Source organism: Variovorax sp. GW821-FHT09B01 (assembly GCF_059418345.1).
Genome location: NZ_JBWKPQ010000003.1, coordinates 530,176 through 547,489 on the forward strand (window position 1 = coordinate 530,176; position 17,314 = coordinate 547,489).

The 17,314-nt window shown below is 68.5% G+C and carries 19 protein-coding genes; 9 read left to right on the forward strand and 10 right to left on the reverse strand.

Translation table 11 applies throughout. The features are described from left to right. Positions 1–72 precede the first annotated feature (72 nt). A complete protein-coding gene (gene dnaB, locus AC07RV_RS13900; protein WP_093342979.1) occupies positions 73–1,470 on the forward strand; it encodes a replicative DNA helicase in 1,398 nt (465 codons plus the stop codon). A 10-nt stretch (positions 1,471–1,480) separates the two neighbouring features. Here the strand turns inward: dnaB and AC07RV_RS13905 are convergent, their stop codons facing one another. The 8 genes from AC07RV_RS13905 to AC07RV_RS13940 all read right to left on the reverse strand — a co-directional run bounded on the left by AC07RV_RS13905 (position 1,481) and on the right by AC07RV_RS13940 (position 7,275). Next, on the reverse strand, positions 1,481–2,257 hold the full coding sequence (locus AC07RV_RS13905; protein ID WP_296778050.1) for a helix-turn-helix transcriptional regulator: 777 nt from the start codon (positions 2,255–2,257) through the stop codon (positions 1,481–1,483). Next, a complete protein-coding gene (locus tag AC07RV_RS13910) occupies positions 2,257–2,739 on the reverse strand; it encodes an MGMT family protein (protein WP_296778047.1) in 483 nt (160 codons plus the stop codon). The genes AC07RV_RS13905 and AC07RV_RS13910 overlap by 1 nt, the downstream gene beginning before the upstream one ends. Then, the gene (locus tag AC07RV_RS13915; protein ID WP_296778045.1) at positions 2,736–3,185 is read right to left on the reverse strand and encodes a GyrI-like domain-containing protein; all 450 of its coding nucleotides are present in this window, start codon (positions 3,183–3,185) and stop codon (positions 2,736–2,738) included. The genes AC07RV_RS13910 and AC07RV_RS13915 overlap by 4 nt, the downstream gene beginning before the upstream one ends. Before the next feature lie 82 nt (positions 3,186–3,267). Continuing rightward, entirely contained in the window at positions 3,268–3,672 is a 405-nt protein-coding gene (locus AC07RV_RS13920; RefSeq protein ID WP_296778042.1) for an EVE domain-containing protein, read from the reverse strand. A 6-nt stretch (positions 3,673–3,678) separates the two neighbouring features. Further along, positions 3,679–4,050, reverse strand: a complete 372-nt coding sequence (locus tag AC07RV_RS13925) for a VOC family protein (protein WP_208511180.1) — start codon at positions 4,048–4,050, stop codon at positions 3,679–3,681. Between the two features lie 150 nt (positions 4,051–4,200). Then, the gene (locus AC07RV_RS13930) at positions 4,201–5,979 is read right to left on the reverse strand and encodes a PhoH family protein (RefSeq protein ID WP_093342968.1); all 1,779 of its coding nucleotides are present in this window, start codon (positions 5,977–5,979) and stop codon (positions 4,201–4,203) included. Between the two features lie 236 nt (positions 5,980–6,215). Then, positions 6,216–6,692 (reverse strand): peroxiredoxin, encoded by a 477-nt coding sequence (locus tag AC07RV_RS13935; RefSeq protein WP_057595862.1) that lies wholly within the window; start codon positions 6,690–6,692, stop codon positions 6,216–6,218. 199 nt (positions 6,693–6,891) lie between these two features. Further along, positions 6,892–7,275: an Mth938-like domain-containing protein gene (locus AC07RV_RS13940; RefSeq protein ID WP_093342966.1), complete on the reverse strand. Its 384-nt coding sequence runs from the start codon at positions 7,273–7,275 to the stop codon at positions 6,892–6,894. Between the two features lie 133 nt (positions 7,276–7,408). Here AC07RV_RS13940 and AC07RV_RS13945 point away from each other — a divergent pair, with 133 nt between their 5' ends. From AC07RV_RS13945 to AC07RV_RS13975, 7 genes are all read left to right on the forward strand, one after another. Then, complete coding sequence (locus AC07RV_RS13945) at positions 7,409–8,641, forward strand: pyridoxal phosphate-dependent aminotransferase (RefSeq protein WP_296778704.1); 1,233 nt, start codon at positions 7,409–7,411, stop codon at positions 8,639–8,641. Continuing rightward, positions 8,638–9,675, forward strand: a complete 1,038-nt coding sequence (locus tag AC07RV_RS13950) for a DUF1176 domain-containing protein (RefSeq protein ID WP_296778035.1) — start codon at positions 8,638–8,640, stop codon at positions 9,673–9,675. Before AC07RV_RS13945 ends, AC07RV_RS13950 begins: the two co-directional genes overlap by 4 nt. 14 nt (positions 9,676–9,689) lie before the next feature. After that, positions 9,690–11,012 (forward strand): homoserine dehydrogenase, encoded by a 1,323-nt coding sequence (locus tag AC07RV_RS13955; RefSeq protein WP_057595858.1) that lies wholly within the window; start codon positions 9,690–9,692, stop codon positions 11,010–11,012. Beyond that, entirely contained in the window at positions 11,009–12,424 is a 1,416-nt protein-coding gene (gene thrC, locus AC07RV_RS13960) for a threonine synthase (RefSeq protein WP_296778032.1), read from the forward strand. Before AC07RV_RS13955 ends, thrC begins: the two co-directional genes overlap by 4 nt. Positions 12,425–12,506: 82 nt before the next feature. Beyond that, entirely contained in the window at positions 12,507–13,046 is a 540-nt protein-coding gene (gene mobB, locus AC07RV_RS13965) for a molybdopterin-guanine dinucleotide biosynthesis protein B (RefSeq protein ID WP_296778030.1), read from the forward strand. Beyond that, the gene (locus tag AC07RV_RS13970; protein WP_296778027.1) at positions 13,039–14,337 is read left to right on the forward strand and encodes a molybdopterin molybdotransferase MoeA; all 1,299 of its coding nucleotides are present in this window, start codon (positions 13,039–13,041) and stop codon (positions 14,335–14,337) included. The genes mobB and AC07RV_RS13970 overlap by 8 nt, the downstream gene beginning before the upstream one ends. 5 nt (positions 14,338–14,342) lie before the next feature. Beyond that, positions 14,343–14,594, forward strand: coding sequence for a MoaD/ThiS family protein (locus AC07RV_RS13975; RefSeq protein WP_057595854.1), 252 nt, complete (start codon positions 14,343–14,345; stop codon positions 14,592–14,594). Here the strand turns inward: AC07RV_RS13975 and AC07RV_RS13980 are convergent. Next, positions 14,581–15,483, reverse strand: coding sequence for a 4-hydroxy-tetrahydrodipicolinate synthase family protein (locus tag AC07RV_RS13980; RefSeq protein ID WP_296778024.1), 903 nt, complete (start codon positions 15,481–15,483; stop codon positions 14,581–14,583). The genes AC07RV_RS13975 and AC07RV_RS13980 overlap by 14 nt on opposite strands. A 263-nt stretch (positions 15,484–15,746) precedes the next feature. Between AC07RV_RS13980 and AC07RV_RS13985 the strand changes: the two genes are divergently transcribed. Then, on the forward strand, positions 15,747–16,226 hold the full coding sequence (locus tag AC07RV_RS13985) for a molybdenum cofactor biosynthesis protein MoaE (protein ID WP_296778021.1): 480 nt from the start codon (positions 15,747–15,749) through the stop codon (positions 16,224–16,226). A 6-nt stretch (positions 16,227–16,232) separates the two neighbouring features. Here the strand turns inward: AC07RV_RS13985 and AC07RV_RS13990 are convergent, their stop codons facing one another. Beyond that, on the reverse strand, positions 16,233–17,228 hold the full coding sequence (locus tag AC07RV_RS13990; protein ID WP_093343468.1) for a Bug family tripartite tricarboxylate transporter substrate binding protein: 996 nt from the start codon (positions 17,226–17,228) through the stop codon (positions 16,233–16,235). Positions 17,229–17,314: the final 86 nt, after the last annotated feature.

The window sequence follows — 17,314 nt, forward strand, 5'->3', positions numbered from 1 at the left end:
CTGTTATTCACAACCTTGTCCACGTGACGCCGCGGGGTGCGCGGGCTAGCATGGAGGGTTGCAAGGAAGCCCATGGCCGCCGTCTTTTCCTACGCCGACAACGATCCCTCCGACCGCCAGGTCGCGCAGCTGCGTATTCCGCCGCACTCGATCGAGGCCGAATCGAGCGTGCTGGGCGGCTTGCTGCTCGACAACACGGCCTGGGACCGCATGGGCGACCTGCTGGTCGACGGCGATTTCTACCGCCATGAGCACAAGCTGATCTTTGCCGCCATCGGCGGCCTGATCAACGGCAGCAAGCCCGCCGACGTGATCACGGTCTACGAGCAGCTGCAGACGCTCGGCAAGGCCGACGAGAGCGGCGGGCTGGTCTACCTGAACTCGCTCGCGCAGTACGTGCCGAGCGCGAGCAACATCCGCCGCTACGCCGAGATCGTTCGCGAGCGCTCGATCCTGCGCAAGCTGGTCTCGGCCAGCGACGAGATCGCGACCAACGCCTTCAACCCGCAGGGCAAGACGGTCGACAAGATCCTCGACGAGGCCGAGCAGAAGATCTTCAACATCGGCGAGGAAGGCACGCGGATGAAGCAGGGCTTCCAGAGCATGGATGCCCTGGTGGTCGAGCTGCTGGACCGCGTGACCGAGATGGCCGACAACCCGAACGACATCACGGGCGTTCGCACCGGCTTCTACGAGTTCGACAAGATGACCTCGGGCCTGCAGCCTGGCGACATGATCGTGCTGGCCGCGCGTCCGTCGATGGGGAAGACCTCGCTGGCGATCAACATCGCCGAGCACGTGGCGCTCAACGAGGGGCTGCCGGTGGCGGTGTTCTCGATGGAAATGGGTGCCTCCCAGCTCGCGGTGCGTATCGTCGGCTCGATCGGCCGCATCGACCAGGGCCACCTGCGCACCGGCAAGCTCACCGACGAGGAATGGCCGCGCCTGACCGAGGCCATCGAGAAGCTGCGCACCGTGTCGCTGCACATCGACGAGACCCCGGGCCTGTCGACCAGCGAGCTGCGCGCCAACGCGCGCCGGCTCGCGCGCCAGTACGGCCGCCTCGGCCTGATCGTGGTCGACTACCTGCAGCTGATGTCGACCAGCATGTCGGGCGACGAGAACCGGGCCACGGCCGTGGGCGAAATCTCGCGCGGCCTGAAGATGCTGGCCAAGGAGCTCAAGTGCCCGGTGATCGCGCTGTCGCAGCTCAGCCGCGGCGTCGAGAGCCGCACCGACAAGCGCCCCATGATGAGCGACCTGCGCGAATCGGGCGCCATCGAGCAGGACGCGGACATCATCATGTTCATCTACCGTGACGACTACTACAACAAGGAGTCGAAGGAGCCGGGCGTGGCCGAGGTGATCATCAGCAAGCATCGGAACGGCCCGACGGGCACCGTCAAGCTGGCCTTCCTGAAGCCCCTCACCAAGTTCGAGAACATGGCGATGGGCAGCGACGACTTTTGAGTTAGCGCCTTCAGCGCGGCTCGGTGGAGCGCGCGAGCGCCACGCCCGCATCGGGCGCGGTCGGAACGCCCTCGGGCCAGCTCTTCTGCAGCCGCTTCGCCTCGGCGGCCTCGGTCTTCACCTGCCGCAGCATGTCCGCCATCGTTTTGCCGGGCTCGTCGCGAAAGCGCTCGGCCAGCACCTCGACCGCGTCGATGCGGTCGATGCGAAAGCCGCGGAAGTCCTCGCGCAGCTCGCACCAGGTCGACAGCGTCCAGACCTTGCCCCAGTAGAAGCAGCCCAGCGGCCGCACCGTGCGCTCGCTGGGCTCGCCCGCCACGTCGCGGTAGACCAGGTGCAGCTTGTGGTGCGACTGCACTGCTTCGCGCAGCGTCTGCAGGCGTTCGCGCAGCAGGTCGCTGAGCCCCAGCGCGGGTGCGTAGAGCGCGAGCGCCTCGGCCGACACGCGCGCCGAAGGCGGCAGCACCGAGAGGATCTTGCCCAGCCCGGTCTCGATGTCGCGCGCCATCGCCGGGTCGACCCAGCTCTGCGCGAGCCGGGCCGCGGCCACCAGCGCCGAGGCCTCGTCCTGGGTGAACATCAGCGGCGGCAGTTCGAAACCCGCGCCGAGCCGGTAGCCCACGCCGGCCTCGCCCTCGATCGGTACGCCCTGGTGCTGCAGGTCGGCGATGTCGCGGTAGACCGTGCGCTCCGAGACCTCGAGCCGCTCGGCCAGGAAGGCGGCCGTGGTCAGGCGCCGGCCGCGGATCAGCTGGACGATCTGGAACAGGCGATCGGCACGGCGCATCAGCGCGTTCCCGCCAGCTTCTTCGCGAAGTCTTCGACGAAGTAGCGCTTGCCGCGCTGCACCACGGTGTGGCCCTCGGCCTCGAGCCGGGACATCTGCGCCTCGATGCCGCCGGGGTAGTTCGCATTGAGTTCGCCGCCGTTCTTGAGCGTGCGCCACCAGGGCACGGCGGCATCGCGCGCCGTCCCCTTGCTGCCGGCCGATTCCTCCACCGCATGTGCCACCATGCGCGCGAAGATCGCCGTGGTCACGGTGCAGCCGATGCTGGCCTGGTGCCGCGCCGCGATGTCCTCGCCAATGCCGAAGACCGTGGCGAGCCGCCCTTCGGGCACATCGCGCATCGCCGCCTCGACCTCGGCCGGGGAGGGCGTGGCGATGGTGCCCTCGCCGCGCCGCGCGCGCAGCGCCTCGGGGATCGGCTTGACGCTCGGCAGGTGAGGGTAGCCGGCCAGTCGGTCGCGCCAGCGCTTCGGTGGACTCATGAAACTCCGATGTGGATCGCCACCTTGTCCGGCCCGTCGTAGGCTTCGAAATCGCTGCGGTAGCGGCGCGCGATGTCCGGGTGCGCCTCGAAATACTGCCAGATGCGCTGCCAGGTGGCGATCACCATTTGCGGCATCTCGCCCTGGCCGTCGAAGACCAGGTAGTCGCCGGCCTCGATGGCCACGCTGTCCGCACCGCCCGAGACGGCCACGCCCACGGTCAGGTCGAAGGGGCCGTGGGCATCGGACTCATAGGCGGAATAGACGCCGAAGATGCGCGTGTCGCCCGTGCGATGCGGCGTCGCTTCGTAGGTCTGCTCGCCGAAGAAGCGCCCCCACAGCGCGCCGATGCGGGCGGTCGCGGGGTCGTTCTCTTCGCGGTTGGTGGTGCGGACCGTGAGGCCTGCGATCGCGAAGGCGTCGTGATGTAGTCGCACGGGTTCCATGGGGGTCTTCTCCTGAGGAGGTGTTCGGGTTGTCTGGTTCAAAGGGCCAGTGTCTTCAGGTCGGCCTTCATGCAGCGGGCGATCAAGGCCATGTCGGCATCGCCGATGTCGAACAGGCCGAAGCGGAACTTGTAGCCCATTGCTTCGGGTTCTCGATGAAGGCGAGGCGCTCGATCATCGGTGCGATCGGTGTCTCGTGCGCGACGGCATAGCGCACGTCGCGACGCCAGGGCACGAAGCCGCCACCCATGTCGAATTCGTAGGCCTCGCCAGGCTGCACGATGCCGATCGACACGAAGCTCTGCAGCCTGTCGGTGCCGCCGAACACCGTGGCCGGCGAATAGTAGGCCACGCGGTCGCCCGCGGCGACCCGCCGGAGCGGGCCCGGTTTGCCGTGGCAGGTCTGCATGAAGCCCTGCGGTCGGTGGTCGCGCCCGCGCCGGGCATGCTCGGCGCTCGCGACTGCAATCCAGTTGCGCTGCGGCATGGCGCTTCAGGCGAGGGCGTGCAGGCCGACTTCGTTGCCTTCGGTGTCGCGCAGATGGGCGATGAAGCCCATGCCGGGCGGCAGCGCCGACTTGGGCGCCACGATCTGCCCGCCGGCCGCCTCGATGCGCGACAGCACGGCGTCGATGCTGGGTGCGCAGTCGAGGTAGATGCGGATGCCGGTGCCCGCCTTCGCCGCGCCTTTCGCGCCGGCTTGCAGGGCGCCGCCGGTCGCGGGATCGTCGTAGGGGAACACCGCCAGCGGGTCGCCGCCGAGGGTCTCGCGGCGCAGCTTGCGGCCGAGCACGGTTTCGTAGAAGGCCTGGGCACGGTCCAGGTCGGCGACGGGGATCTCGAACCAGCTGATGGTCTTGGACATGAAGGGCTCTCTTTCGTTGGTGATGAAGAGCCTCGATGGTGCGGACCGGCTCCTGACAACGTCTTGTCAGGAGCCTGTCATCGCGGGACGAAGAAAAGCCCGCGCTGCTCCGGGGAGCGGGCGCGGGCTCGGGGCCGGCGAGGCGGTGTCTTAGAGCACGTCGCTCGCGAAATCGGCCAGTCGCGAGCGTTCGCCGCGCGCCAGCGTGATGTGCCCGCCGTGCGGCCAGCCCTTGAACTTGTCGACCGCGAAGGTCAGGCCCGAGGAGCCTTCGGTGAGGTAGGGCGTGTCGATCTGCGCGAGGTTGCCCATGCAGATGATCTTGGTGCCCGGACCCGCGCGCGTGATCAGCGTCTTCATCTGCTTGGGCGTGAGGTTCTGCGCCTCGTCGATGATCACGTACTTGTTGAGGAAGGTGCGCCCGCGCATGAAGTTCATGCTCTTGACCTTGATGCGGCTGCGGATCAGCTCGTTGGTGGCGGCGCGCCCCCATTCGCCGGCACCGCCGCCGTCGCCCTTGGCGAGGAACTCGAGGTTGTCGTCGAGCGCGCCCATCCAGGGGCCCATCTTCTCTTCCTCGGTGCCGGGCAGGAAGCCGATGTCTTCACCGACGCTCACGGTGGCGCGGGTCATGATGATCTCGGTGTAGCGGCGATCGTCGAGCACCTGCGTGAGGCCCGAGGCCAGCGCCATCAGCGTCTTGCCGGTGCCGGCCGTGCCGGTCAGCGTGACGAAGTCGATCTCGGGGTCCATCAGCAGGTTCATCGCGAAGTTCTGCTCGCGGTTGCGCGTGTTCACGCCCCACACCGCGTTCTTGCCCGAGCTGTAGTCCTTGAGCGTCTTGAGCACCGCGGTCTTCTCGCGGATCTCGGTGACGCGCGCATACATGCTCGGCTCGCCGGGCGCCTCGAAGAACACGAACTGGTTGATGTAGAGGTTGGGCACGATCGGGCCGCTGATGCGGTAGAAGGTGCTGCTGCCGCTCTGCCAGCTCTCCACCGTCTTGCTCTGGCGGGTCCAGAAGTCGGGGGGCAGGGCGAGCGAGCCCGAATAGAGCAGGTCGCCGTCTTCCAGCGTCTTGTCGTTCTGGTAGTCCTCGGCATCCAGGCCCAACGCGCGCGCCTTGACGCGCATGTTGATGTCCTTCGACACCAGCACCACCTCGCGCCTGGCGCGGTCGGGCGCCTCCTTGGCGTAGAGGTCGCGCAGCGCGTGCACCACGCCGAGGATCTGGTTGTCGGCCTTGCCCTGCGGCAGGCTCAGCGGCAGCGCGTAGTCGAGCGGCTCGGTCTGGAAGAACAGCTTGCCGCCGGCCTCGCGATGGCCGGTGGTGTCGAGCTTCAGGCCCTTGGCGATGTCGGCGTCCTGCGCGGCGGCCAGGGCGTCGAGCGTGCGGCTGGTCTGGCGGCCGTTGCGCGCGACCTCGGTCGTGCCCTTCTTGTGGCCGTCGAGCTCCTCGAGCACGATCATCGGCAGGTAGATGTCGTGTTCCTCGAAGCGGAACAGGCACATCGGATCGTGCAGCAGCACGTTGGTGTCGAGCACGAAGAGCTTGGCGGGGCCGCTCGAGCGGCTGCGCTTGGGCTTCGGTGCCGGCTGCGGCGCGGGCGCCTCGGCACGCGGGGCTTCGGCCGGCGCCGAACGGGTCAGGGCCTGCTGCTGCTGTGGCGCCGGGGTGGGCGCGGGTGTCGAGCGGGGCTTGCGGCGGGGGCGGGCGGCCGGTGCCGGCGGGGCTTCGAGGCCGCCGCCGGGGACTTCGGCCGAATGCCGGTCGAACAGTTCCAGCGCTTGCGGTCCGCTCGGCGCCTCGGTGTCGGCGCGTGCATCGCCGGACCGGCGGGACCCCCTGTGCGAAGAACGGGCGGGCGCGTCAATCGCGTCCGGAGAAAGCAGTGCGGCACGTTTCGTGGGGGCGGGGGGCAATGGCATGTGTCAGGTCGCTCGCAAAAAGGTGGGAACCAGAAAACGAAAAAGCCGCCTGAAGACCCAGGCGGCTTTGTTCGGAGGATGCGGTCGTGGAGCTCAACAGCATGCGGCCATTATGCACACCGCCTCTGGGGCGTCAGGACCACTTTACGCCGTTCGTTGGACATTCCCCACGCGAAAGCGCAATTGCGCACGCCTGACACGTGGGTGAAACCTTCGACCGGGCGGACTCGGTGGCTTCAGGCCGGCTTCTTCAGGGTCTTGACGGCCTTGAGGACTTCGTCGACGTGGCCCGGCACCTTGAGGCCGCGCCATTCGGCCTTCAGGATGCCGTCGGCGCCGATCAGGAAGGTGCTGCGCTCGATGCCCTTGACCTTCTTGCCGTACATGATCTTGTTCTTGACCACGCCGAACATGTGGCACATCTTCTCTTCCGTGTCGGCGATCAGTTCGAACGGCAACTCGAGCTTGGCCTTGAATTCGTCGTGCGACTTCATGTTGTCGCGCGAGACGCCGAACACCGTGGCGCCGGCTTTTTCGAAGTCCTTGTAGCGATCGCGGAATTGCATGGCTTCGGTCGTGCACCCCGGAGTGTTATCTTTCGGGTAAAAATACAGGACCAGGACATGGCCGAGGTGCGAAGTATTCGAAACCTTGAGGCCACCGGTGGCGTTGGCGTCGAATTCGGGAATGGGTTTGTTGACAACGATCGCCATGAAACTTGTTTTCTCCGTTTGTTTCCACTGCCCGAGCCTGCCTGTGTCGAGCTGAAGCGCCTTTCGGTGCCGCTCGCCAAAATCTCGGGTCCTCGGTTGATGGAAGATTGGTCGTTGCTAACTCTGGGTGCCCGGTGGCCCCCAAAAGGAGCGCGCCAGGCGGTTCGCAACCCGAGATTTTACCCCGAAAACCCCTCTCTCAGCCACCCTGGGGCCGCTCGACCAGCAGGGCCGCGACCACGTGCCGGCCTTCGCCGGCCAGGATGTTGTAGGTGCGGCAGGCCGCGGGGGTGTCCATGGTCTCGACGCCGGTGCGCTGGGCCATCAGGGGTTTGAGCCACGCGGGCTGCGGGAAGCGGATGCGCGCGCCGCTGCCGAAAATGACCAGTTCCGCGCCCAGCGCGGCCAACTGGGCGAAGTGCTCGGGGCCCAGGTCCTCGAAGCGGCTGCAGTTCCATTCGAAGCGCTCGCCGCGCGAGCCGACGACCACGCTGCCCTCGACCTTTTCGTTGTTGATGGCGACCCAGCCCGGGCCGTGCGCGGTGAGGGTCTGGGTGTCGGATTTGTCGGGCTGGAGCTTCATCGGGGCACTGGGAACTGTGGTCAAATTATAGGTTTTCCCTAGTGACACGAGGCTCGCCAGGGCCTTTGCGGGCCGCGCGGCGATCCACGCAGTCTTCACACTTTCTTGCATGAACCGCGCCCGGGAGGGCCCTTTGAAGCAGCTCAAGAAATCGGCCAAGCTGGCCAACGTGCTCTATGACATTCGCGGTCCGATCATGGACGCGGCGAAGCAGATGGAGGAGGACGGCCAGAAGATCATCAAGCTCAACATCGGCAACCTCGCCGTGTTCGGCTTCGATGCGCCCGAGGAAATCCAGCAGGACATGATCCGCAACCTGCCCACCTCGGCCGGTTACTCGGACAGCAAGGGCGTCTTCGCCGCGCGCAAAGCGGTGATGCACGAGACGCAGAAGCAGGGCATCGCTGGCGTGACCCTCGACGACATCTACCTGGGCAACGGCGCCAGCGAGCTGATCGCCATGTCCACCAATGCGCTGCTCAACGATGGCGACGAGCTGCTGCTGCCGGCCCCCGACTATCCGCTGTGGACCGCCTCCACGAGCCTGTCGGGCGGCACGCCGGTGCACTACCTGTGCGACGAGGAGAACGGCTGGATGCCCAACCTGGCGGACATCCGCGCCAAGATCACGCCGCGCACCAAGGGCATCGTGGTCATCAACCCGAACAACCCGACCGGCGCGCTGTATTCCGACGCGCTGCTCAAGAGCATCGTCGAGATCGCGCGCGAACACGGCCTCGTGATCTTCGCCGACGAGGTCTACGACAAGGTGCTTTACGACGACGTGAAGCACACGGCGATCGCGAGCCTGTCGAGCGACGTGCTCACGCTGACCTTCAATTCGCTGTCCAAGAGCTACCGCTCCTGCGGCTACCGCGCCGGCTGGCTCGTGGTGTCGGGCGACAAGCGCGCCGCGCGCGACTACATCGAGGGCCTGAACATGCTCTCGAACATGCGGCTGTGCGCCAACGTGCCCGGCCAGTGGGCGATCCAGACCGCGCTCGGCGGCTACCAGAGCATCAACGAGCTGGTGGGCGAGGGCGGCCGGCTGCGCCGCCAGCGCGACCTGGCCTACGAACTGATCACCGCGATCCCCGGCGTGAGCTGCGTCAAGCCCAGCGCCGCGCTCTACATGTTCCCGAAGCTCGACCCGAAGGTCTACCCGATCGAGGACGACCGCCAGTTCTTCCTCGAACTGCTGAAGGAAACCCGCGTGATGCTGGTGCAGGGCACCGGCTTCAACTGGGCCACGCCCGACCACTTCCGGATCGTGTTCCTGCCCCACGAGGACGACCTGCGCGAGGCCATCAACCGCATCGCGAAGTTCCTGGAGCAGTACCGCCTGCGCCGCAAGACGGAGTCATGAAAGCCGCCTGCGCCGCCGCGGCCCTGTCGCTCGCCGCGTTGTCCGCCTCGGCCGCCGGGCCTGCCGCCAAGGCGCCGGTGTCCTTCACGCACAACGACTGGGAACTGGCCTGCGACAACACGCGCACCTGCCGCGCGGCCGGCTACCAGTCCGAAACCGGCGCCAACGAGCCGGTCTCGATGCGCATCACGCGCCTCGCCGGGCCGGGCACCGCGCTTGAGATCGACCTGCAGATCGGCACCGAGGACGTCAAGGGCCCGTTGCGCCTGACGGTCGGCAAGGCCGTGGTGCCGGGCCTGAAGAACGATGCCCTGAGCCTCGATGCCGCCCAGATCCGCGCCGTGCTGCCCGAGCTGCTCAAGGCCGACAGCGCCAAACTCACGGCCGGCGGCGGCCGCGAATGGCAGCTCTCGCTCTCGGGCCTGAACGCCGTGCTGCTCAAGATGGACGAGGCCCAGGGCCGCATCGACACCCCCGGCGCGCTGGTGCGCCCCGGCGGAAAGGCCGAATCGACGGTGCCGGCGGCCGTGCCCGCGCCCGTCGTGCGCGCGGTCCAGCCCGCGAAGCCGAAGCCGGGCGACGACGCCCTGGCCGCGCGCATCTTCCCCTCGCTCGACCTCAAGAAGGCCATCGAGTACTGCAACAACAGCGAGAAGGTCGACCCGAAGTCGCTCGAGGTGCATCGCCTCACCGGCACCAGGGTGCTGCTGTCGCTGGGCTGCGGCATGGGCGCCTACAACTACTCCAGCCTGCAATGGCTCGCCAACGACAAGCCGCCCTATGCGCCGGTCGCGCTCGAGGCCAACGGCGAGTACGACGACAAGGACGCCAGCATCACCTCCAGCTTCAAGGGCCGCGGCATCGGCGACTGCTGGTCCAGCGAGACCTGGCATTTCGACGGCCAGGGCTTCGTGCGCACGGCCGCCGAGAGCGACCATATGTGCCGCGGCTTCGCCGGTGGCGCCTGGTCGCTGCCGCGCTACGTCAGCCGCGTCGTGAGCGCCGCGCCGTCCACCACCCCATCCAAACCATGAACGCGACTCTCCCCATGAAACCCATCCAAGTAGGCCTGCTCGGTGCAGGCACGGTCGGCAGCGGCACCTTCAAGGTGCTCCAGCGCAACCAGGAGGAAATCAAGCGCCGCGCCGGCCGCGGCATCGAGATCACCATGGTGGCCGACCTCGACACCGCGCGCGCCCGCGAAGTAGCCGGCGACGGCGTCAAGGTGGTCGGCGACGCGCGCGAGGTCATCGCCAATCCCGACATCGACATCGTGATCGAGCTGATCGGCGGCTACGGCATCGCCAAGCAGCTCGTGCTCGAGGCCATCGCGGCCGGCAAGCACGTGGTCACGGCCAACAAGGCGCTGCTCGCGGTGCACGGCACCGAGATCTTCGCGGCCGCGCATGCCAAGGGCGTGATGGTGGCCTTCGAGGCCGCGGTGGCCGGCGGCATCCCGATCATCAAGGCACTGCGCGAAGGCCTGACGGCCAACAGCATCCAGTGGCTGGCCGGCATCATCAACGGCACCACCAACTTCATTCTCTCGGAGATGCGCGACAAGGGCCTGGACTTCGCGACCGTGCTCAAGGAAGCGCAGCGCCTGGGCTATGCCGAAGCCGATCCCACCTTCGACATCGAGGGCGTCGACGCCGGCCACAAGGTCACGCTGATGAGCGCGCTGGCCTTCGGCATCCCGGTGCAGTTCGACAAGGCCCACATCGAGGGCATCACCAAGCTGGCCGCGCAGGACATCAAGTACGCCGAGCAGCTCGGCTACCGCATCAAGCTGCTGGGCGTCACCAAGCGCACCGCCAAGGGCATCGAGCTGCGCGTGCATCCCTCGCTGGTGCCGAGCAAGCGCCTGCTGGCCAACGTCGAGGGCGCGATGAACGCCGTGGTGGTGCATGGCGATGCCGTCGGCACCACGCTCTACTACGGCAAGGGCGCGGGCAGCGAGCCCACCGCCAGCGCGGTGATCGCCGACCTGGTCGACATCACGCGCCTGCATACGGCCGATGCCGCGCACCGCGTGCCGCACCTGGCCTTCCATCCCGATGCGCTGAGCGACCTGCAGGTGCTGCCGATGGCCGAGGTGGTCACCAGCTACTACCTGCGCCTGCGCGTGGCCGACCAGGCCGGTGTGCTGGCCAAGGTCACGGGCCTGCTCGCGACCGCCGGCATCAGCATCGACGCCGTGCTGCAGCGTGAAGCCGACGAGGTCGGCGGCGAGGGCTCGACCCAGACCGACCTGATCATCCTCACGCACGACGCGCGCGAAGGCACGGTCGACGAAGTCATGGCCGAGCTGCAGGCGTTGCCGACGGTGCTCGAGCCCATCGTGCGCATCCGCAAGGAAGAGTTGAAGTGAACTACCTGAGCACCCGCGGCCATCCCGACCGCAAGCGCTTCTGCGAAATCCTGCTCGAGGGCCTCGCGCCCGACGGCGGCCTCTACCTGCCGGAAAGCTATCCGCGGGTCGATGCCGCCACGCTCGCGAAGTGGCGTTCGCTGTCCTATGCCGAGCTGGCCTTCGAGATCCTGTCGCTCTACATCGACGACATTCCGCCGGCCGACCTGAAGGCGCTCTGCGCGAAGACCTACACCGCCGAGGTCTTCGGCTCCGAAGAGATCGTGCCGCTGCGCGAGCTCGAGGACGGCGTCTACCTCGAAGCCCTGTCCAACGGCCCCACGCTGGCCTTCAAGGACATGGCGATGCAGCTACTGGGCAACCTGTTCGAGTACGAACTGGCCCGCCGCGGCGCCGAGCTCAACATCCTGGGCGCCACCAGCGGCGACACCGGCAGCGCGGCCGAGTACGCGATGCGCGGCAAGAAGGGCGTGCGCGTCTTCATGACCTCGCCCGACGGCCGCATGAGCCCGTTCCAGCAGGCGCAGATGTTCAGCCTGCAGGACGAGAACATCCACAACATCGCCATCACGGGCGTGTTCGACGATTGCCAGGACATCGTGAAGGCGGTTTCGAACGACCTGGCCTTCAAGCGCAAGTACCGCATCGGCACCGTCAACTCGATCAACTGGGCGCGGCTGCTGGCGCAGGTGGTCTACTACTTCGCCGGCTATTTCCAGGCCACGGCGAATGACGAGCAGCCGGTGAGCTTCACCGTGCCCTCGGGCAACTTCGGCAACATCTGCGCCGGCCACGTGGCGCGCATGATGGGCCTGCCGATCCACACGCTGGTGGCCGCCACCAACGAGAACGACGTGCTCGACGAGTTCTTCCGCACCGGTGTCTACCGCGTGCGCGGCGCCGCCGACACGCACGAGACCTCGAGCCCGTCGATGGACATCAGCAAGGCCAGCAACTTCGAGCGCTTCGTGTTCGACCTGGTCGGCCGCGACAGCGGCAAGCTGCGCAGCCTGTTCGTCGACGACCTGAACCGCCAGGGCTTCTTCGACCTGAGCGCCGATCCCGCCTTCGCGCAGGCCGCGTCGCGCTTCGGTTTCCGCAGTGGCCGCAGCACGCACGCCGACCGCCTCGCGACCATCCGCGACACCGAGAGGCGCTTCGCCACCCTGGTCGACCCGCACACCGCCGACGGCCTCAAGGCCGCGCGCGCGCACCTGGCGACGGGCGTGCCGATGGTGGTGCTCGAGACCGCGCTGCCGATCAAGTTTGCGGCCACGCTGGTCGAGGCCCTGGGCGAGGAGCCCGCGCGGCCCGCGAAGTTCGAGGGCATCGAGGCGCTGCCCAAGCGCGTGGTCAAGCTGCCGGCTGATGCCGAAGCGGTGAAAGCCTACATCGCGGAACACTGCGACTGAGCAAGCGAAAAGAAGGGGTGGCCGGGCGGCCGCCCCCGATTGGCATTCAAAGCTATCCCCTGAATAGCATCGGAGACATCGGATGAAAGTGGTCGGCTTCGCCGGTTACTCGGGCGCCGGCAAGACCACGCTGGTCGAGCGGCTGATTCCCGTGCTCAAGCGCGCCGGACTGCGCGTGTCGGTGGTCAAGCACGCGCACCACAAGTTCGACATCGACCATCCGGGCAAGGACACCTGGCGCCACCGCGAGGCCGGTGCCTTCGAGGTGGTGGTCGCCTCCGACCGTCGGCTGGCGCTGATGCGCGAGTTCGAGACGCCGGTCGATCTCGACGTGCACCAGCTGATCGCCGAGCTCTACAGCGGCGCCGACTGGGTGCTGGTCGAGGGCTTCCGCCACAGCGACCTGCTCAAGATCGAGGTCTGGCGCCCGTCCGGCGAGGGCGAGGATCCGCGGCCCTCGCTCTATCCCGAAGATCCCTTCGTCGTCGCGATCGCCGCCAACGCCAGCCTGCCGGTTTCGACCGAGCGGCCCGTGTTCGACCTCGACGACGCCGAGGCCATCGCGCGCTGGCTGATCGACAGCGGCGAGCGCTTCGACTACAACCCCGAGCACCATGGCTGACTCTCCCGCTGTTCCCTTCGCCGCCTCCTCGCGCCGGCCGCCGCTGCTGCCGCTCGACGACGCGATCGCCCAACTGCTCGCCAAGGCCCGGCCGGCGCTGCCGTCCGAGCTGGTCAGCACCTTCGATGCCGACGGCCGCGTGCTGGCCGCGGACCTCGTGGCCGGCCTCACCGTGCCGCCGCGCGACAACAGCGCGATGGACGGCTACGCGCTGCGCGTGGCCGATTGCGCCACCCCCGGCGCGCTGCTGAAGGTGGCGCAGCGCATTCCCGCGGGCACCGTCGGCACGCCGCTCTTGCCCGGCACCGCGGCGCGGATCTTCACCGGCGCGCAGATTCCCGAGGGCGCCGATGCGGTCGTGATGCAGGAAGACACCGCCGCCATCGCGGAGGAGGGCGGCCTGGGCAGCGTGCGCATCGAGATCGTGCCCGCGGCCGGCCAGTGGATCCGCCGCGCCGGTGAGGACGTGGCGGCCGGCGACGTGGTGCTGCGCAAGGGCGAGCGCCTCACGCCCGCCGCGCTGGGGCTGGCGGCCAGCATCGGCTTCGACCGGCTGCCGGTGGCGCGCAAGCCGCGCGTGGCGCTGCTGTCCACCGGCGACGAGCTCGTGATGCCCGGCGAGGTCGCGCCCGAGGCGATGAAGCCCGGCGCGATCTACAACTCCAATCGCTTCTTCATGCGCGCGCTGCTGCACCGGCTGGGCTGCGAGGTCCACGACCTCGGCATCGTGCCGGACCGGCGCGAGGCGACCATCGAGGCGCTGCGCGAGGCGGCCGACCACAACGACCTGATCATCACCACTGGCGGCGTGTCGGTCGGCGAGGAGGACCACATCCGTGCCGCGCTGCAGGCGCTCGGCGAGATCGAGCTGTGGTCGCTCTCGATGAAGCCCGGCAAGCCCTTCGCCTACGGCTCGATCCCGCGCTCGGGCCGGGGCGACGCGCAGGGCCACTGCCACGTCACCGGGCTGCCCGGCAATCCGGTGTCGAGCTTCCTGACCTTCCTGATGCTGGTGCGGCCCTTCCTGCTGACGCTGCAGGGCGCCAGCCGCGTCACGCCCGAGCCGGTGCGCATGCGCGCCGACTTCGACTGGCCGCGCGCCGACAAGCGCCGCGAGTTCCTGCGCGCGCGTCGCAATGCCCAGGGCGGGCTCGAACTGTTCGGCAACCAGAGCTCGGGCGTGCTGACCTCGATGGTCCGGGGCGACGGGCTGGTCGACAACCCCTCGGGCCAGACCATCCGGGCCGGCGATCCGGTCGAATTCATTCCCCTCGCATCCTTGCTGTCCTGACGCGCATGAAGGTCCATCTCCGTTATTTCGCCTCGGTGCGCGAAGCGCTCGGCAAGAGCGACGAAACCATCGACACCGCGGCGCCCACGCTGGCCGCGCTGCGCGACGAGCTGATCGCGCGCGGCGGCGCCTACGCCACGGTGCTCGCGCGCGGCCGCGCGCTGCGCATGGCGCTCGACCACACCATGAGCGACGAGGCCGCGGCCCCGCACGAAGGCTGCGAGGTCGCGTTCTTCCCGCCCGTCACGGGCGGCTGAGGGCCGCGTCCAGCGCCACCAAGCGCTCGCGCAGCGCGTCCGAGGCACGCGTCATCGGCGAGCGCAGCTCGTCGCGCAGCGCGCCCTGGTGCGCCAGCAGGGCCTTCAGCGGGCCCGGATTGGCTTCCGTGAACAGGCCCTCGACCAGCGGCTGCAGCGGCTGCCACAGCGCGCGCGCCTCGGCCAGCCGACCTTCGCGCAGCAGCGCGATCAGCCGCACGAAGCGCGCCGTCTGCACATGGCCGCTGGCCGCGATCGCGCCCACGCCGCCCTCGGCCACGGTGCCGAAGATCTGGCCGTCCTCGCCCGCGAGCACCTGCAGCCGGCCATCGGCGATCACGGCGCGGGTCTTGCCCGCGTCGCCGCCGCAGTCCTTGATGCCGCGGATGCGCGGGTTGGCGGCCAGCGCCAGCAGCGTGTCGCGCGCGATCGTGGCGCCGGTGCGGTAGGGGATGTCGTAGATCAGCAGCGGCGCGGCGCTGGCCTCGGCGATGGCGCCGAACCATTCGAGCAGGCCGGCCTGCGAGGGCCGGATGTAGTGCGGCGCCGGCACCAGCAGGCCCGCGAGCGGGCGCTGCGCGAGCCGGCGCACCCAGGCCGTGGTCTTGCCCAGGTGGTAGCCCGAGAGGCCCATGATCAGCGGCAGGCCGCCCGCGGCCTCGGCCACCGTGTCGAGCGCGGCGAGCTGCTCGGCCTCGTCGAGCGCCGCCGCCTCGCCGGTCGAGCCGCAGACCACGAAGCCGGCCACGCCATCGGCGGCCAGGCGGCGCGTGAGTGCGGCCAGCGCCGCATGGTCGAGCGCGCCGTCGCGAAACGGGGTCACGAGGGGAATCCACAGGCCCGAGAAATCGGGAGCGGCGGTGGCGGAGGAGGAATGGTTGGCGGGCACGCGGGCGTCCTTTCGACGATCGACCGATGGAAGGAACCATCGTCCGATGCGCGCGCAACCCATGCGGGGCCAGTGCCTGTGCCGGTTCCGTCGCTCATCCGACGACGGAACCGAAGCTCCGGTCAGACGAGCTTTGGTTTTTTGGCTTTGCCGCCCAGGCGCGCGCCGTTCGTGCCTTCGGTCGAAGGTGCGGGCGAACGTGCGGTCAGGGCGAACATGGGGCTGGAGTTTAGCCGCGAGCGCCGCGGTGCCACAATTTGCACATGGCATTTCCGCAACGCGTCACCATCCAGACGGCCGATTTCGATCTCGGCGCCGAAGTCGCCGCCCTGCGCGCGAGCGACGCGCGCATCGGCGCCGTCTGCAGCTTCATCGGCACCGTGCGCGATCGCAACGACGGCACCGATGTCGCGTCGATGGAGCTCGAGCACTACCCCGGCATGACCGAGAAATCGATCGAGGCCATGATCGACGAAGCACACGAACGCTTCGACATCCTCGGCGTGCGCGTGATCCACCGCGTGGGCCTGCTGCAGCCGCTCGCGCAGATCATGATGGTGGCGGTGGCCTCGGCGCACCGCGGCGAGAGCTTCCAGGCCTGCGAGTTCCTGATGGACTACCTCAAGACCCAGGCGCCGTTCTGGAAGAAGGAGCAGACGCCCGAGGGCGCCCGCTGGGTCGATGCGCGCGTCGCGGACGACGCGGCGCTTGCGCGCTGGGGCATCAGCGCGTCGAACGCCTGAACGCGCTCACAGCGGCTTGAAGCCGCTCGACTGGATGATCCGCTCCCAGGTCTGCGTGTAGCTGCGCACGCGGCCCGCGAACTGGCCCTGCGGCTCGTAGCCGACCGTCAGGCCCAGCGTGGTGAGCTTCTGCTTCACGTCGGGCATGGCCAGCACCTTCTGCAGCGCCTCGCCGTACTTGTCGATGATCGGCTGGGGCGTACCCACGGGCGCGAAGATGCCGTAGTAGGGCAGGTCCTCGAGGTTCGCGAAGCCCAGTTCGGTGAAGGTCGGCACGTTGGGCAGCAGCGCCTGGCGCTTGGCGCCGATCGAGGCCACGATGCGCAGCTTGCCGGCCTTGTGGTTCTCGATGAAGTCGGGCACCGAGGCGATGCCGGCCGTGATCTGGTTGCCCAGCATGTCGGCCGTCATCGGCGCGCTGCCGCGGTAGGGCGCGGGCTGCACGTCGATCTTGTACTTGTCCGAGATCATCTTCACGAGGAACTCGGGGATCGAGGCCGGCGCCGGGATGCCGATGGTCTCCTTGCCGCCCTTCTGCGTGCGCACCCACTTGACGTACTCGTCGATGCTCTTGGCCGGCGTGCCGCCCGACACCGCGAGCACGTTGGCGAAGGTCGCGAAGCCGGCCACGGGCACGAAGTCGGTGGCGGGATTGAAGCCCGGGTTCTTGACCACCTGCGGCAGGATCGAGATCGTGTGGTCGTGCGTGAGGAACAGCGTGTGGCCGTCGGCCGGCGAGGACTTCAGCACCTGCGCGGCGATCTGGCCGCCCGCGCCCGCGCGGTTCTCGACCACCACCGGCGCGCCGAGCTCGTCCTTGAGCTTCTCGCCCAGCGTGCGCGCGATCGCGTCGGTGCCGGCGCCGGCCGGGAAGCCGACCAGGATGCGGATCGGCGTGCCGCTCTGGGCCTGTGCCAGCCCGGCCATGCCCAGGGCAGCCGCGAGGAGGCCCACGCCGAGCGCGCGGCGCACCGGTTGGACGCGCTGCATTGAAAAAACCATGATCGACTCCATTCGAGAAGAGAGAAATGCCTACGGGCGGAAGGGTGCGGGCATCGTGCAATAGCCGTGCCCGCCACGCGGGCCCG

Bases quoted from the DNA above. Each gene is read 5' to 3' on its own strand.
- dnaB (WP_093342979.1), top strand. From the start codon at position 73: ATGGCCGCCGTCTTTTCCTACGCCGACAACGATCCCTCCGACCGCCAG.
- AC07RV_RS13905 (WP_296778050.1), bottom strand. From the start codon at position 2,257: ATGCGCCGTGCCGATCGCCTGTTCCAGATCGTCCAGCTGATCCGCGGC.
- AC07RV_RS13910 (WP_296778047.1), bottom strand. From the start codon at position 2,739: ATGAGTCCACCGAAGCGCTGGCGCGACCGACTGGCCGGCTACCCTCAC.
- AC07RV_RS13915 (WP_296778045.1), bottom strand. From the start codon at position 3,185: ATGGAACCCGTGCGACTACATCACGACGCCTTCGCGATCGCAGGCCTC.
- AC07RV_RS13920 (WP_296778042.1), bottom strand. From the start codon at position 3,672: ATGCCGCAGCGCAACTGGATTGCAGTCGCGAGCGCCGAGCATGCCCGG.
- AC07RV_RS13925 (WP_208511180.1), bottom strand. From the start codon at position 4,050: ATGTCCAAGACCATCAGCTGGTTCGAGATCCCCGTCGCCGACCTGGAC.
- AC07RV_RS13930 (WP_093342968.1), bottom strand. From the start codon at position 5,979: ATGCCATTGCCCCCCGCCCCCACGAAACGTGCCGCACTGCTTTCTCCG.
- AC07RV_RS13935 (WP_057595862.1), bottom strand. From the start codon at position 6,692: ATGGCGATCGTTGTCAACAAACCCATTCCCGAATTCGACGCCAACGCC.
- AC07RV_RS13940 (WP_093342966.1), bottom strand. From the start codon at position 7,275: ATGAAGCTCCAGCCCGACAAATCCGACACCCAGACCCTCACCGCGCAC.
- AC07RV_RS13950 (WP_296778035.1), top strand. From the start codon at position 8,638: ATGAAAGCCGCCTGCGCCGCCGCGGCCCTGTCGCTCGCCGCGTTGTCC.
- AC07RV_RS13955 (WP_057595858.1), top strand. From the start codon at position 9,690: ATGAAACCCATCCAAGTAGGCCTGCTCGGTGCAGGCACGGTCGGCAGC.
- mobB (WP_296778030.1), top strand. From the start codon at position 12,507: ATGAAAGTGGTCGGCTTCGCCGGTTACTCGGGCGCCGGCAAGACCACG.
- AC07RV_RS13970 (WP_296778027.1), top strand. From the start codon at position 13,039: ATGGCTGACTCTCCCGCTGTTCCCTTCGCCGCCTCCTCGCGCCGGCCG.
- AC07RV_RS13975 (WP_057595854.1), top strand. From the start codon at position 14,343: ATGAAGGTCCATCTCCGTTATTTCGCCTCGGTGCGCGAAGCGCTCGGC.
- AC07RV_RS13985 (WP_296778021.1), top strand. From the start codon at position 15,747: ATGGCATTTCCGCAACGCGTCACCATCCAGACGGCCGATTTCGATCTC.
- AC07RV_RS13990 (WP_093343468.1), bottom strand. From the start codon at position 17,228: ATGGTTTTTTCAATGCAGCGCGTCCAACCGGTGCGCCGCGCGCTCGGC.